We start from the raw sequence: 15120 nt of genomic DNA, 5'->3' as shown, positions 1-15120 counted from the left end.
GAGAGGACCGGCCATGACCCGCGTCGAACCGCTCGAAGCGATCACCGCGGCGACCCGCGCGCTGCTCGCGTCCGCCGCCCGGCTCGGTGAGGCGGACATGCGCGCGCCGTCGCTGCTGCCCGGCTGGACGCGCGGCCACGTGCTCACCCACGTCGCGCGCAACGCCGACGGCGGCACCCGCCTCCTCACCTGGGCGCGGACCGGCGTCGAGGCGCGCGAGTACCCGAGCGCGGAGTCCCGCGCCGCCGAGATCGAGGACGGCGCCGGACGTCCCGCCGCCGTCCTCGTCGCGGACGTCCGCGCCAGCGCCGAGCGGTGGGCCGAGGCGTACCAGGCGATGCCGGACGACGCGTGGGAGCGGGTCGTCCAGTGGACGTCGGGCGCGCGGCACCCCGTCGCGCGGGCCACCGACGCGCGGCTCACCGAGGTGCTCACGCACCACGTCGACCTCGACGCCGGGTTCGGTCCGGCGGGCTGGCCCGCCGACTACGTCGCCCGGATGCTCCCGAACATCGTCGCGTCGTACGCCCGGCGCGACGGGGCGCCGCGCCTGCGCGTCCACGCCACCGACACGGGCGCCGTCCACGGCGACGGCGACATCGCGGTGTCCGGGCCCGCGCCGTCCCTGCTCGGGTGGCTCATGGGCAGGACGGACGGCCGCGACCTCACCGGCGCCGAGGGCGTCGAGCTGCCGTTCCTCTACTGAGGCACCGCCGGGCACACCGTGCCGCGAGCGGGCGCCTTCAGCGAGATCAGGTAGCCGTCGATCGCGTCCCGCGTGCACGGGCCGCTGTTGTAGACGCCGTGGCCGGAGCCCGCGTAGGTGAGCAGCGTCGCCTTGGGGCCGATCTGGCGTGCGACGCTCCGCGCCCACGTGTACGGGGTGGCGGGGTCGTGGACCGCGTTCAGCATCATGACCGGTGCCGCCGTCCGCACCTTGAGCCGGTGCTGCGGGTTCGCGACGGGCTTCGGCCAGCCGAGGCACGCCGTGAGGGCCATGACCGGGCGGGTGCCGTGCATGTCGGGCGCGATCCGCTCGCTGCGCCGGGAGAGCCGCGCGAACTCGTTGTAGTCGCGGATCGGCAGGTTCCAGTCGGAGCAGAACTGCGCGGTGAAGTTGTCGGTCCCGGTGCCCTCGGCGGCCTTCGCCCGGACGGGCTGGACGGGCTTGCTCACCTCCAGCGCGGACAGCAGCGAGGCCAGCTTCTCCCAGTCGGGACCGTAGAACTGCTTGTACGTCACGACGAGCAGCTCGAACTCCGTCAGCGCGCGGCCCGGCGTCTGCGGGTCGGCGAGCACCCCGCGCGCGGCGCGGTCCCGCAGGTCGCGCAGGACGGCCCGGACGTCGCGGCCGTGCAGGGCGCAGCTCGCCGTCCGGTCGCACCACGCGGCGAACTGGTCGAAGGAGTCCTGCGCGGCGCCCATCTCGGCGCCGAGGAACGACCGGGCGGACCTTACGTCGTGGTCGATGACGCTCTCCAGCACCAGCGCGCGCACACGGCCCGGGTACGTCTCGGCGTACTCCGCGCCTAGAAGCGTCCCGTAAGAGCTTCCGTGGAAGCTGAGCTTGCTCTCGCCCAGCGCGGCACGGATGGCGTCCACGTCACGGACGGTGCTCATCGTGTCGGCGTGGTCGTAGAGCGGGCCGGTGCGCTCGCGGCAGTCGTCCCTGAGCCGCTTGTTGTAGGCGAGGGTCGCGTCGAAGTCCTTCCGGCTCTTGATGTTCGGGTCGGGACGTTCGGCGAGGAGCGCGGCCGAGCAGGTCACGGGGTTGCTGGCGCCGATGCCGCGCGGGTCGAAGCTGACGATGTCGAAGCGCTGCCGGAGCCGCTCGCCGAACCGGTCCATGCCGGTGGTGATCCGCTGGACGCCGGAGTCGCCCGGCCCGCCGGGGCCGAAGACCAGCGTGCCGATGCGGGCGGCCGGGTCGAGGGCCTTGCGGCGCGCGATGGCGAGGCCGAACGTCGGGCCGTCGGGGTGCGCCCAGTCGACGGGGAGCCGCAGGGTCGCGCACTGCGCCTTGCCGTCGTCGCCGCACGCCTTCCAGTCGAGGGCGGTACGGGCGCCCACCGAATCCGGCGTGGTGACCGCGGGCTGCGTCCTCGTCGTGGACGCCGCGGGTGCCGGGTACGCCGCGGGTGCCGCGTCCGCCGACCGGGGCGACAGCGGGACGGCCGCGCCGGCGAGCACGAGGCCCGCCGCCGCTGCCGCGCCCATGGCGAGCCGCCTGTGCTTGCGCTGCATGGATGTCCTTCCGGGAGGGACGTGGAGAGGGGTCCGCCGGATCGGCGGAGGATCGTCCGGGGGGCCGGGGAGCGCCCGGCGGCCGGGGACCGCAAGATCACGCTAGGCCGCGCTCCCGGCGCGCGGCAGGGTGACCAGGGACGGTTCAGGGTGCGGTCAGGGACGCCTCAGGGTCGCCCGCCGAACGGCTCCGCCAAGACCCCGGGACGGAACAGGCGCGGCCTCGGGACGGAACCGGCACGGAACCGGCACGGCCTCGGGATGGAACCGGCGCGGCTCCGGCACGATCAAGGGGCACGGCTCCGGGACACGTCCCGGCCGTCCCGGCGGCCGGTCCCCGGAGCCGTTTCGCGGCGTTGTCGGAATCCGCCCGTAAACGGCGTCCGCGATTGTGGCGGACGACAATTGTTGCGAGCGGTGGTCGGAATGAGTCGCGTGACTCAGCGGCCGTCCAGATCTCCGTTCCGGACGGAACGCAGGAGCGTCCGCCACTGCGCGGCGTCGAGCGCGAGCGTGCCGGCGGCGAGGTCGCGGGAGTCGCGGATCAGCACCGCCGGGCCCGCCGCCGCGACCTCCACGCAGTCGTTCTTGTCGCCGCTTCTGCTGCCCTTGCGCCAGTTCAGCGCGGCCCCCGGAGCCGACCGATAGACCATCCAGCAACCCTCCATTCGGTGCCGGCGGTACCGCCTCGCGACCGATCGGGCCGGGGGCACCCGTCGGCGAGAAGCCAAGCAGGGCACAGCGAACCACGACCTTGTGGAAATTTTCCCGATCACGAGTGTAAACGGTTCCAGTTATCCCGCCTACAAGGGAACACAAGATCACGCTGCGTGCTATGCGGGCCACTCGGGCCGGGGTTGGGGCCGGAAGGGCGTCACCTCCCGTCGCGGTCGATTCGCTCCACGGGAAAGGGGCGTCAGGCCATCAGGTCCTCGGCGGTCCGGCGGAGCAGCGCGATGGACTCCTCGGCGGAGAGCGCGTCGTCCAGCAGCAGCTCGAAGGTGTCGCGGTACTCGGTGATCCGGTCGTCCTCGCCGGTGATCATCGCGCTGCTGCCGGACCGGCCCTCGAGGAACAGCACGTCGTCGAGGTCGCCGTCGAACTCCAGCAGGGTGAACGGCCCTTCGAGGCCGAGGTGCGCCCCCGCGCTGAACGGGATGATCCGGACGGTCAGCAGGTCGTCGGACTCGGCCTGGTCCGCGATGGCGCGCAGCTGGGCGGGCATGATCCCCGGGTCGGCCTTGATCCCGACATGGCGGCGGATGACCGCCTCGTCGACGATGTAGAGCTGGCGCGGCGGGTGCTCGCGCTTGGCCAGCTCCTCCTTGCGCTGCATGCGCAGCTTCACGCCCATCGCCCGCGCCTGCGGGGACACCTTGGCGGTCGCGAGGACCTCCGCGTACTCGCGGGTCTGCAGGAGCCCGGGGATCACCGAGCCGTGGAAGTGCCGGATGTAGGCGGCGCCGGCGGCGTACCCCACGTAGTTGAGGAAGTTCGGGTCGAACTCGCCCCGGTAGGCGTTCCACCAGGCCGGCTCGCGGGCGCCGCGCGCCAGCGCCTGCAGCCGCTCCTGGCGCCCCTCCGAGGTCACCTCGTAGACGTTGAGGAGGGCCTGCAGGTCGGTCCGGGTGATGGCGTTCTTGCCGCCCTCGACCCGGATGAGCTTGGACGGGGACCATTCGAGCTGCCGGACCACCTGCTCCTGCGTCAGCCCCTTCTCCTTGCGGAGGCGGACGAGCTCGGTGCGCAGCAGCGCGCTCTGGACGATGGGCCCCTGATCACTGGTCATATGACGGCTCACTCTGCGTAGTTGTCGCCACCTCACCGCATGCTACCTGGCAGAGAGCAAGATGTCAGGACGCATGCCAACACTCCGACACCTGACTCACCGGTCGAGCGGGGGCGTCAAGGCCCGATGTCCGCGGTGACCCGGAATCTTCAGACGATCAGCAGGTTTCGGCGTGCTGTATGTCGGTAGACTATGTTGTAATGTGCTAGGTAGCAGAATAGCAGCAACCTTCCCGCAAGAGGGCGGCTCGCTACCTCATAACAGACACGATCCTGACACAGGGTGAAGACGCGGCGGGGGCCTCCGCGGCCGCCCGGTGGACGGGAGCGAGAACGGAACCGCACGACCCGGCGGCTCGGGCAGCGCCGCCGGACGGGGAGCACGGGGAGGCGATCCACGGAACGGCGCTTTTTCGGTAATTCCATAAGAACAGAAAGAGTCGCCCCCGCCTTCGGACGATCACCGGTTGCGAGCCAAGACGATCGGCCGAAAAGGCGGGAGGCGACTCCTCGGCACCGCCGGGCACCTCGCACCGGGTCTGCGGGCCCTCCTGCGCAGATGCGGGAACACCGTACTGACCTGGTGAAACGTGCTCTGCGGACGCCCCCAGTCTAACCGCGATCACGCGGCATGGGCCATAGGTGAACGCGACTTCGGCATCGGCCCGTCCTCTCCCGCCGCCCCCGGCACTGAGGACGCAATGGCACGGCGTTGCCCGGAGACGCGATTCGAGGCATGGGGTTCATCGACATGTCAGAAATACAGAACCGTCCCCCGACCTTTGTCTTTCTCCTCATTCACCGGCACTCCTCCCCGCACGTCCCGCCCCTTCCGTCCTGGAGCCCGCGCCCGGCCGCCGCCGGCCGGGCCGTCCCGAGGCGGGGGTGGTGATGGACGAGCGCACGCACGTGCACGACCCCGACGCCGCCGCGTTCTCCACGGCCGGCGCCGCCCTCCGCACAGCGGCGGGCGGAGCCACCCGGCCCGTCGTGTCCCACGCCGCCGCGGGCGGCACGGCGGGCTCCGTGGCACGGTCCGCGGCCGACGGGACGCCCCGCCCCGAGCGGGGCGGCCCGCGGCCTCCCGCGCGGCCGGGGTTCTGGGCCTCGCTCGCGCCGCTGGAGCAGGCCGCGTTCCTCGCGGCCGCGCACGACGCCGAGTACCCGATCGGCGAGGTGCTGTGGCGCGAGGGCGACGCCGCCGACCACCTCCTCGTGATCCGCTCCGGCGCGGTCCGCATCTGCGTCGACCGGGACGGCGGCGAGCGGATCGTCGCGTTCCGCGGCCCCGGCGACATCATCGGCGAGCGCGCCGCGCTGCTGCTGCGGCGCCGGTCGGCGACCGTCGTCGCGGTCGACACCGTCCGCGCCCTGCGGATGACCACCCGGGAGTTCGCCGCCTACCTGACCGCGCACCCGCGGGTGGTCGCCCTGGTGGAGAAGGAGGTGTACGACCGGCTCACCGAGCGCGTGTTCCCGGCGCAGGGGCAGGCCCGCACCGCCGCGACGGCCCTCGACCCGTACACCGGGACGAGCGCCTACGCCGCCATCACGCCGTACGACGACGACGGCGTCCTGTCCCCGTACGCGGCGTACGTTGAGTACGGCGCGAACGGCACGTCTGCTGCGCGCGCGCCGGAGCCCGCGCTGCGCGTGGTCCCTTCCTACTCACAGCCGACGCAGCCCATGTCCGTCCCTGTAGGCGCGTACGCCACCGCCCTGAAGGAGCCTCCAGCGCGACGGCCGTGGACGGGCCACATGTGCTCCATCATGTTCGTCGACATAGCGTCCTTCAGCGCGCCGTACCGCACCGACATGGACCGGCTGGAGGTGCGTCGGATCATGTACGAGCTGCTGTGGGAGGCGTTCGCGGACTCCGACGTCCCCTGGGACGAGTGCCACCGCGAGGACCGCGGCGACGGCGCCCTGATCATCGTCCCGCCCGAGACCCCGGCCGCCGCCGTCGAGCCGGTCGTCGCGCGGCTCGCCGCGTCGCTGCGCCGCCACAACCGGACCGCGCCGGAGGGCGTCCGCATCCAGCTGCGGGTGGCGCTGCACGTCGGGCCGGTGACCGCCGACCCGCAGGGCGTGTCCGGCTCGTCGGTGATCCACGCGGCCCGGCTGCTGGACGCCCGCCCGCTCCGCCAGCGCCTCGCCGAGACCCGCGCCGACCTCGCCTTCGTCGCGTCCGCGTTCGTGTACGAGACGGTGCTCGCGCACGCGCCCGGCCACGACGCCGCGCGCTACGCGCCGTTCACGTGCCGGGTGAAGGAGTCGCGGCTCAAGGGCTGGATCCGGGTCGCGGAGGGCGGTCCCCGCGACTGACCGGCGCCCGCGCGGCCGCCGGGAACCGCCCCCCTGATCGGCGCCCACGCCGCCGATCGGGCTCGCACGACCGACCGGGGCCGCGCGGCCGATCGGGCTCGTGCGGCCGGTCAGGGCTCGCGCGGGATGCGCAGGACGAAGCGGGCGCCGCGGTCGCTGTCTTCGACCTTCAGCGTGCCGCCGTGCGCCTTGGCGACCTCGCGGGCGATCGGGAGGCCGAGGCCGGTGCCGTTGGCGTCGCGGGCCTTGCCGGCCTTGAGCCGCGCGAACCGCTGGAAGACGACCTCGCGATCCTCCTCGGCGATGCCGGCGCCGTCGTCCAGCACCTCCAGGACGGCGACGCCGTCCTCGTCGCGGACGGTGACGTCCACCTGCGACTCGGCGTGCCGCTCGGCGTTGTCCAGCAGGTTCGTGAACAGCCGGACCAGCCGCAGCCGGTCGCCGCGCAGCTGCACGCCCTCCTGGAGGTGCGGGACGATCCGCTTGCTGCGGTCCGAGCGGGCCAGCTCGATGGTGACCATGGCGGCGAGGTCGATCGTCTCGGTGTCCTGCCAGGCGCCCGCGTCCAGCCGGGCGAGCTGCAGCAGGTCGGTGACGATGGCCTGCAGCCGGTCCAGGGTCTGCAGGACGGTCCGGGCGGTGCGCGGCCAGTCGGTGTCGTCGGCGTACAGCAGCGCCTCCTCCAGCTGTGTGCGCGCGGCGGCGATCGGGCTGCGCAGGTCGTGCGAGGCGTCGGAGGTGAAGCCGCGCTGCTTGGCGAGCGCCGCGTCCAGCCGGTCGAGGGTCGCGTTGACGGCCTCGGCGAGCCGCCGGATCTCGTCCCGGTTCTCCGGCACGGTGACCCGCCGGCCCGACTTGCTCGCGGTGATCTCGGTCAGCTCGCGGCGGATCCCGTCGACGGGCGCGAGGGTGCGGTCCACGGTCCGCCACGTGCGCAGCGCGACCAGCAGCACCAGCAGCAGGCCCACGCTGATCACGAAGGTGATCAGCCCGCCGCTGACGAACCAGGGGACGTTCGGCGCGGCGGCGTAGACCTGCCACTCCCCGGACGGCAGCCGGACGGAGAAGTCGATCACCCAGTGGCAGCCGCGCAGGCCGGCCGGCGGGCAGAGCACCTGGGCGTCCTTGAAGCCGGTCGCGGCGCCCGGCCGGAACGTGGCCATCGGCGGCCCGGTCAGCACGCCCGGGGTCCCGGCGACCACGCCGTTCCGCGCGTCCAGCACCTGGACGGCGATGCCGTGCGGCGCGCCGACCTGGCCGTGCACCGGCCGCCGGCGGAACTCCTCGGCGACCCTCATCGCGGCGGAGAGGGCCTGGTTGCGCTTGTACTCGGTGGCGCGGCCGCGCACCCCGACGACGATCATGGCGATGAGCACGGCGCAGATCAGGGCGGCGACCGTCGCGGCAATCACGGTCATCCGCACCCGTATGGACCATGTGCGCCGTCCGTACACCCGACCTCCCGCAGGTGAGGTAATCACCCGCTGGACCGGATTCAGTCCTCGCGCCGGGCGCCCGGCACCCAAGAGAGACAAAAGAAATGGTTGCCCATGACCAGCCGCTGACCTGCGAGGATGATGTTCTCACCTGCCGCGGCGAGATCGTTCGCGGCTGCCCGGCGCGGCGGCGGGCCGATCATGAGCCGGCCGGTCGCGGGCCGTCCGATCATGAGCCGGCCGGTCGCGGGCCGTCCGATCATGGGCCGGCCGGTCGCGGGCGCACAGGACCGCCGCCACGGCCGCCACCGCCAGCAGCGCCGCCGCCGACGTCCACAGCGCGTGGTGCAGCCCTCGGACGAACGCCGCCGCCTCCCCCGTGTCCAGCCGTCCCGGCGCGCCGCCGTCCGGCAGGCCCGCGTAGACCAGGGCGCCGAGCACCGCGACGCCGAACACCTGCCCCACCTGCCGCAGCGCGTTCGTCACCGCGGACGCCATCCCGGCCCGCGACGCGTCCACCGCCGACATCGCGATCGTGGTAACCGGCGTCCCGCACAGCCCGATCCCCGCGCCGAGCAGCGCGAAGTCCCACCAGACGGCGCCCGTCCCGGTGCCCGGCGCGAGGCGCAGCAGCCCGAGCGTCGCGCCGCCGCCGACCAGCAGGCCCGCGACCAGCGGCGCCCGCTCCCCCACCCGGTGGACGAGCCGCCCCGACAGCGTCGCCGCCACCGCGTAGGCGACGCCGATCGCCGACACCTCCAGCCCCGCGCCGGCCGGCGAGCGGCCCTGGACCTGCTGGAAGAACGCGCTGAAGTAGACGATCGCGCCGACGAACGCGAAGAACACCACGAGCGCCACCAGGTTCGCGGCGGCGAACCGGGGCCGCAGGAACAGCGTCACGTCCACCAAGGGCTGCGGGGCGCGCCGCTCCCACCAGGCGAAACCGGCGAGCGCGGCGGCCCCGCCGGCGAAGGCGAGCAGGACGGGCGCCGACGTCCAGCCCTCGTCCTGCCCCTGGATGGCCGCGAACGCCGGCAGCGCCACCCCGGCGGTGGTCAGCACGGCGCCCGGCCAGTCGAACGGCCCGCGCGCCGCGTCCGGCCGGGGGACGCGCGGGACGAACCGTCCGGCGGCGGCGACCAGCACGGCGGCGAGCGGCACGTTCAGCAGGAACACCCACCGCCAGCCGAGCCCGGCGACGATCACCCCGCCGAGCGGCGGCCCGACCGCCAGCGCGAGCCCGGACGCGGTGGACCACAGCCCGATCGCCATCGCGCGGCGCCGGCCGTCCTCGAACACCGTCCTGACCAGCGTCAGGCTGCCCGGCACCAGCAGCGCGGGGCCGAGGCCCTGCAGGACGCGCCCGGCGAGGAGCGGCCCGGTGGCCGGGGCGAGGCCGGTGACCAGGGAGCCCGCGCCGAACACCGCCGTCCCGGCCATGAACAGGCCCTTGCGGCCGAGGCGGTCGCCGAGCGTGCCGCCCGCGACGAGGAGGCTCGCGTAGATCAGCACGTAGGCGTCCACGACCCACTGCAGCGCCGCGGGCCCCGCGTGCAGGTCGCGCCCGATCGTCGGGAGCGCGACGCTGACGACCGTGGTGGACACGACGGCGAGGAACAGCCCGACGGCCGCGACCGCGAGCGTGCCCCACGCGTCCGCCGGGCCGGCCGGCGCCGCCGGCGCGGACGCCTCCGCCGAACCGGGAGATTCTGCGCGCATGCCACCAGGGTGCGTCCCGAGTCGGCCAGAAGTCCAAGAGCTGGATGGTCTCGCTGTTAGCATCCCCGGTTATGGAGCTTCGCCAGCTGGAGTACTTCGTGGCGGTCACCGAGGAGGCGAGCTTCACCAAGGCGGCCGCGAAGCTGCACGTCGCGCAGCCCGGCGTCAGCGCGCAGATCCGGCAGCTCGAACGCGAGCTCGGGCAGCCGCTGCTCGACCGCTCCGGGCGGACCGTCCGGCTGACCGAGGTCGGCGCCGCCGTCCTGCCCTACGCGCGGGCCGCGCTCGCCGCCGTCGAGGGCGCGAAGCTGTCGGTGGACGAGCTGACCGGCCTGCTGCGCGGGCACGTCACCATCGGCACCATCGACTGGATCGCCTCCCTCGACCTGCCCGGCCTGCTCGCCGGGTTCCACCGCGACCACCCCAACGTGGAGATCACCGTCGTCCAGGACGAGTCGGCGTCGCTCGCCGAGGCGCTGCTCGCCGGGCGCACCGACCTCGCGTTCCTCAGCCTCGGCGCCGAGCCGCCGCCCGGGATCGCCGTCCAGCCCGTCATCGAGCAGGACCTGTTCGCCTCGATGTCCCGCGACCACCCGCTGGCCGGGCGCTCGTCGATCACGCTGCGCACGCTCGCCGAGCAGGACCTCGTCAGCCTGCCGAAGGGCACCGGGCTGCGCGCCGTCCTGGACGAGGCGTGCGCGGCGGCCGGCCTGCGCCCGCGGATCGCGTTCGAGGCCGGCGAGCCGCCCGTCCTCGCCCAGCTCGCCGCGCACGGGCTGGGGGTGGCGGTCCTGCCGGAGTCCGCCACCGCGATCCGGGCGGAACTGGCGTCGATGCCGATCGTCCGGCCCCGGCTGCGCGGCCGGATCGCGCTGGCGTGGCGGGCGGAGGGGCCGCGCGGCCCGGCGGCGCGGGCGCTGATCGCCCGCGCCCGGGCCGCGCTGCCCTCCCTCTCTTGAAAGCGGTGCCGTCTTAGGCGCTCGCCTTGAGGACGGTGTGCAGGACGTCCGGCTTGTTGGTGACGACGCCGTCCACCCCGAGATCGACCGCCTTGGCCATCTTCGTCTTGCTGTTGACGGTCCAGGTGAGCAGCCGCAGGTGCGCGGCGTGGACCTGCTTGACGTAGGACTTCGTCAGTTCGCCGTAGGACGGGTTGACGAGGTCCGCGTACGCGGCGACCTTCTTCAGGTCCTTCGCCTTCGGCATGCCGAGCAGGGCCGTCGGGACGCCGGGCAGGTCCTTGTGGAACCGCTTGACCGACGGCCAGTCGAACGACTGCACCACCAGCCGGCTCTGCGCGGGCGCGCCCTTCGCCCCGAGCCAGTACGACCGGTGCCGCTTGAGCGCCGCGGCGACCCGCCCCTCGATCCCCGGGTACAGCGCGGGGCTCTTCAGCTCCAGCAGCATGCCGGCGCCGGTGCCGCCCATCGCGCCCAGCACCTCGTCCAGCGTCGGGACGCGCTCGCCCTTGTACTTCTTGGCGTACCACGACCCCGCGTCCAGCTTCTTGATCTGCTTGAGCGTGAGCTGCGAGACCTTCCAGGGCTTCAGCTTCGGGTAGACGTGCTCCACGTCGGTCGTCCTCGCCAGCGTGGAGTCGTGCATGATGACCAGCTTGTGGTCCTTGGTCTGCTGGACGTCGAGTTCGAACATGTCCGCGTGCCGGGCCCTCGCCTGCTTGAACGACGCGATGGTGTTCTCCGGCGCGTACTCGGACGCGCCGCGGTGCCCCACGTCGAGGACCCTGTGCGCCGCCGCCTCCCCCCGGGCCATCGGGACGACCGGGACGACGGGCACGGGAGCGAGGGCGGTACGGGGCGGGAGGAGGGGAGTCGGTTCGGCGGCGGCCGCCGTCGCGGAACCGGTGCTCACGGCCGCGGTCAGGACGACCGTGAACGCGAGACCATGCCGACGGGACATTGTCACCTCTCGGGGAGCCGGGGGTTGCCTGCCCTCGACCATCGATCCGGCCGATGACACCCGGGTTACGAGTCAGTAGCAGACCATGTACACAGGGTGACATTACGCAACCGGAGCGTGCGATACGAGCCGGACACGGCCATTTCCCCAGATCGACTCACGCGTCGCCTTGCGGCGGTTCCTCTCGCGGCCCGGCCCCGCCCGACCTCGCGCTCTTCGCCGCCTTCGCCAGCACCAGCGCCCCCAGCAGCACCCGCCCTCCGCGCCGGAACGGGCGCAGCGGGCGGGGGAACCGGACGCGCCGCGGCTCCTCCGCGTCCGGCGCCGGCGCCGGCTCCGGCACCACCGGCGCCCTCGGCGGCCTCGGCGCGCCCAGCCGGGTCGGGCGGCTCCGCCCGCGCAGCGTCACCGACCTGCCGAACTCCCACTCGTCCGACTCCGCCAGGTGCGCCAGCTCCACCACCGTCCCGGACGCCAGCACCCGCCCCGGCGACGTCTTCGCCAGGTCGCTCAGCCGCGCCGCCTCGTTCACCGGGTCGCCGATCACCGTGTACTCGAACCGCTGCTCGGCACCGATGTAGCCGGCCACCACCGGGCCCGCCGACACGCCGATCCCCGCGTCCAGCGTCGGCACCTCCGCGCGCAGCCGCACCGCCAGCTCCCGCGCCGCGCCGAGCGCCCCGCCCGCCGAGTCCTCCAGCTCCGTCGGCGCCCCGAAGATCGCCAGAGCCGCGTCCCCCTCGAACTTGTTGATCCACCCGCCGTGCCGCGCCACCACCGCCACCACCACGCCGAAGAACCGGTTCAGCAGCCCCACCACCTCGTCCGGGCCGCGCGTGTCCGCGAGCCGCGTCGACCCCGTCAGGTCGACGAACAGCACCGCCACCTCGCGCGTCTCACCGCCCAGCTCGATGTCGCCGCGCTCCAGCGCCAGCCCCGCGACCTCCTCGCCGACGTGCCGGCCGAACAGGTCCCGCAGCCGCTCGTTCTCCCGTAACCCCGCCACCATGTGGTTGAAGCCCGCCTGCAGCTGCCCGACCTCGCTCGCGTCGTACACCGCCACCTCGGCGCCGAGGTCGCCCCGCTCCACCTGCGCCATCCCCGTCCGGACGGACTTGATCGGGTCCGCGATCGCCCGCGTCGCCATGTACGTCACGTACATGCCGACCGCGATCGCCACACCGCCCAGCCCGAGGATCGTGATCGCGAGCTGGGTGACGTCGATGTCCGGCGCCGCCAGCGCCGCGACCGCCACGCAGATCAGCCCGAACACCGGGATCGCCGTCCCGAGCGCCCACGCGAGCATCACCCGCGTCGTCACCCCCGGCAGCCGGAACCTGCGCGGCCGCTCCGCCGCCAGCACCAGCGCCGCCGCCGGACGCAGCAGCCGCTCCGACAGCAGGTACACGATCGTGCAGGTCGTCGCCGCGCCGAGCAGGCACGTCAGGCCCGTCTTCACCGCCAGCCGGCCGGTGAACAGCACCACGTCCAGCGCCGCCCAGCCCGCCGCGCCGACCCCCCACAGCGCGCCGACCAGGAACGTCAGCCGGAGCGGCCCCAGCAGGACGGCCCGCCCCTCCGCCTGGTCGGGCATATGGCCGCCCCGCACCAGGCTCACCACCGGACGCCATAGCCACAGCCCCGCCAGCAGCGCGACCGGGCCCGCCACCACCGGATAGCCGAAGAAGGCGATCGCGTTCACCAGGTGCACGTGCTCCGGATCGCGCAGCGGCGGGTCCGGCACCACGAACGTCGCGAACAGCAGCACCACCAGGCCGCCGACGATGTTCGCGACCACCACCACGACCGCGAGCACCCACCGGACCCGCATCTCGAGCCTCGTCCGGGGCACCCCGGGGAGAAGTCCGCGCGCCACCGTCCTGGACACCTGCGCCTCCGTCCCGGGGTCCCACGGAAATCATCGCACTAGGCGGTGGTGCTCTCCTCCGCGATCGCGACGTCCGCCGGCGCCCGCCGCTGCGAGCTCCGCCACACCAGCGGCCACCCCGCGAGGACGAGCACCAGCCACCCGGCCATGACGTACAGCGCGACCCGGGTGTCCGCCTCCCACGCGATCGTCACCGTGACGAACGCGAAGAAGGCCAGCACCAGCCAGTTGGTGTACGGCGCCCATGGCATCCGGTACGGCGCCCTCGGCAGCAGCCCGGCCGCCGCCTTCCGCCGGTACGCCATGTGCGCCACCAGGATGACGCTCCACACCAGGATCGCGCCACCCGTCGACACCGAGGTGATGTACTCGAACGCCTTGTCCGGCACGACCGCGTTGATCACCACGCCGACGCCCATGACGAGCGCCGAGATGACGACGGTGAGCACCGGCACGCCCCGCCCGTTCAGCCTCGCCAGCGCCTGCGGCCCGTCCCCGTTGACCCCGGCCGTCCGCAGCATCCGCGACGTCGAGTACAGGCCGCCCGCGTTGCACGACGACAGCGCCGCCGTCAGCACCACGAAGTTGACGATGTCCGCGCCGCCCGGAATGCCGATCTTGTCGAACGCCAGCACGAACGGGCTCGCCCCGCCCTTGAACGCCGTCCACGGCACCACCGCCATGATCACCAGCAGCGACAGCAGGTAGAACAGCGCGAACCGCACCGGCAGCGCGTTGATCGCCCGCGGGATGTTCTTCTCCGGGTCCTTCGCCTCGCTCGCCGTCACCCCGACCAGCTCGACGCCCAGGTAGGCGAACATCACCATCTGCAGCGTCATCAGCGTCGGGCTGATCCCCTCGGGGAAGAACCCGCCGTGGTCCCACAGGTTCGCGACGCTCGCCGACCTCCCCGCGTCGCTGAACCCGAAGGCCAGCACCCCGATCCCCACCAGGATCATCATCACGATCGCCGCGACCTTGATCATCGCGAACCAGAACTCCAGCTCGCCGAAGAGCTTCACGGAGATCAGGTTCACCACGAACAGCACGACCAGCGCCACCAGCGCCGTCTGCCACTGCTCGACCCCCGGGAACCACTTCTGGACGTACTTCCCGGCGGCCGTCAGCTCGGCCATCCCGGTCGTCACCCAGATGATCCAGTACGTCCACGTCGTGGCGTACCCCCAGAACGGGCCCAGGAACTCACGGGCGTACCCGGCGAAACCCCCTTCCGCGTGCCGGTAGGTGAGCAGCTCACCGAGCGCCCTCATGACGAAGAACAGCATCAGTCCCGCGACGGCATAGGTCAGCACGAGGCTCGGGCCGGCCTTGGCGATGTTCTCCCCGGCGCCGAGGAACAGCCCCGTGCCGATGGTGCCGCCGATGGCCAGCATCTGGATCTGGCGGGTCCCGAGCCCGCGCTGATAGCCGTCCGCTTGGTCTGGGAGCTTTGCGACCACGCGTTCCTTGCCTCTCACGTCGACGGCCGCCCCTCAGGGGACGGCTCTGGCCCGGTCAGACTAGGAACCGGACCCCCGAAAGCGAAACACACCCCATACGCTCCGTGTCCCCCCGTCCTCCCCCATCCCGCCCGCCTCACTCGCCGCCGTTAACGAGTTGGCGCCGTCCTCGGGCATCGCGTATGCTCTCGGACGTCGCCAAAGACCGGCAGCCCAGCCGGTCAGGCCACCGCCCCGAAGCCGCTAAGCTCGAGGCAAGCAAGGTCCTGTGGAGCAGCTAGGAGTGCTCGCCACCCTGTCAAGGTGGAGGCCGCGGGTTCAAATCCCGTCAGGACCGCCA

Annotated in this window: 11 protein-coding genes and 1 tRNA gene; 4 read left to right on the top strand and 8 right to left on the bottom strand. The window is 73.2% G+C overall.

All coding sequences use genetic code 11. The annotated features are described in order from the left end of the window. The first annotated feature begins 13 nt into the window (after positions 1-13). Positions 14-706, top strand: coding sequence for a maleylpyruvate isomerase family mycothiol-dependent enzyme (locus tag amrb99_RS39175; RefSeq protein WP_190866032.1), 693 nt, complete (start codon positions 14-16; stop codon positions 704-706). On the opposite strand, the gene amrb99_RS39170 is transcribed toward amrb99_RS39175, so the two are convergent. From amrb99_RS39170 to amrb99_RS39160, 3 genes are all read right to left on the bottom strand, one after another. Further along, the gene (locus tag amrb99_RS39170) at positions 700-2244 is read right to left on the bottom strand and encodes an alpha/beta hydrolase (RefSeq protein ID WP_206700279.1); all 1545 of its coding nucleotides are present in this window, start codon (positions 2242-2244) and stop codon (positions 700-702) included. The genes amrb99_RS39175 and amrb99_RS39170 overlap by 7 nt on opposite strands. Before the next feature lie 440 nt (positions 2245-2684). Next, positions 2685-2897: a DUF397 domain-containing protein gene (locus amrb99_RS39165; protein WP_190866030.1), complete on the bottom strand. Its 213-nt coding sequence runs from the start codon at positions 2895-2897 to the stop codon at positions 2685-2687. Positions 2898-3160: 263 nt separating this feature from the next. Beyond that, a complete protein-coding gene (locus amrb99_RS39160) occupies positions 3161-4033 on the bottom strand; it encodes a helix-turn-helix transcriptional regulator (protein ID WP_190866028.1) in 873 nt (290 codons plus the stop codon). An 890-nt stretch (positions 4034-4923) separates the two neighbouring features. Here amrb99_RS39160 and amrb99_RS39155 point away from each other — a divergent pair. After that, positions 4924-6357, top strand: a complete 1434-nt coding sequence (locus tag amrb99_RS39155) for a cyclic nucleotide-binding domain-containing protein (protein WP_190866026.1) — start codon at positions 4924-4926, stop codon at positions 6355-6357. 110 nt (positions 6358-6467) lie between these two features. Here amrb99_RS39155 and amrb99_RS39150 read toward each other — a convergent pair whose 3' ends face one another. Both amrb99_RS39150 and amrb99_RS39145 read right to left on the bottom strand, forming a co-directional pair. Further along, positions 6468-7775, bottom strand: a complete 1308-nt coding sequence (locus tag amrb99_RS39150; protein WP_190866024.1) for a HAMP domain-containing sensor histidine kinase — start codon at positions 7773-7775, stop codon at positions 6468-6470. A gap of 165 nt (positions 7776-7940) precedes the next feature. After that, positions 7941-9512, bottom strand: a complete 1572-nt coding sequence (locus amrb99_RS39145) for an MFS transporter (protein ID WP_190866022.1) — start codon at positions 9510-9512, stop codon at positions 7941-7943. Between the two features lie 71 nt (positions 9513-9583). On the opposite strand from amrb99_RS39145, the gene amrb99_RS39140 reads away from it, so the two are divergent. Beyond that, positions 9584-10471 (top strand): LysR family transcriptional regulator, encoded by an 888-nt coding sequence (locus amrb99_RS39140; RefSeq protein ID WP_190866020.1) that lies wholly within the window; start codon positions 9584-9586, stop codon positions 10469-10471. Positions 10472-10484: 13 nt separating this feature from the next. On the opposite strand, the gene amrb99_RS39135 is transcribed toward amrb99_RS39140, so the two are convergent. From amrb99_RS39135 to amrb99_RS39125, 3 genes are all read right to left on the bottom strand, one after another. Beyond that, positions 10485-11432 carry a glycerophosphodiester phosphodiesterase family protein gene (locus amrb99_RS39135; RefSeq protein WP_190866018.1) on the bottom strand — a complete coding sequence of 316 codons (948 nt, stop codon included), beginning with the start codon at positions 11430-11432 and terminating at the stop codon, positions 10485-10487. A gap of 157 nt (positions 11433-11589) precedes the next feature. Beyond that, positions 11590-13320, bottom strand: a complete 1731-nt coding sequence (locus tag amrb99_RS39130) for an adenylate/guanylate cyclase domain-containing protein (protein WP_347257043.1) — start codon at positions 13318-13320, stop codon at positions 11590-11592. A gap of 38 nt (positions 13321-13358) precedes the next feature. Beyond that, entirely contained in the window at positions 13359-14780 is a 1422-nt protein-coding gene (locus amrb99_RS39125; protein ID WP_206700278.1) for an amino acid permease, read from the bottom strand. A 262-nt stretch (positions 14781-15042) separates the two neighbouring features. Here amrb99_RS39125 and amrb99_RS39120 point away from each other — a divergent pair. After that, positions 15043-15120, top strand: a tRNA-Asp gene (locus tag amrb99_RS39120).

Origin of the sequence: Actinomadura sp. RB99, from assembly GCF_014706005.1 — a bacterium.
GTDB lineage: Bacteria > Actinomycetota > Actinomycetes > Streptosporangiales > Streptosporangiaceae > Spirillospora.
The sequence above is the reverse complement of the archived record's forward strand: the minus strand, read 5'-3'. Positions and strand labels throughout refer to the sequence as shown.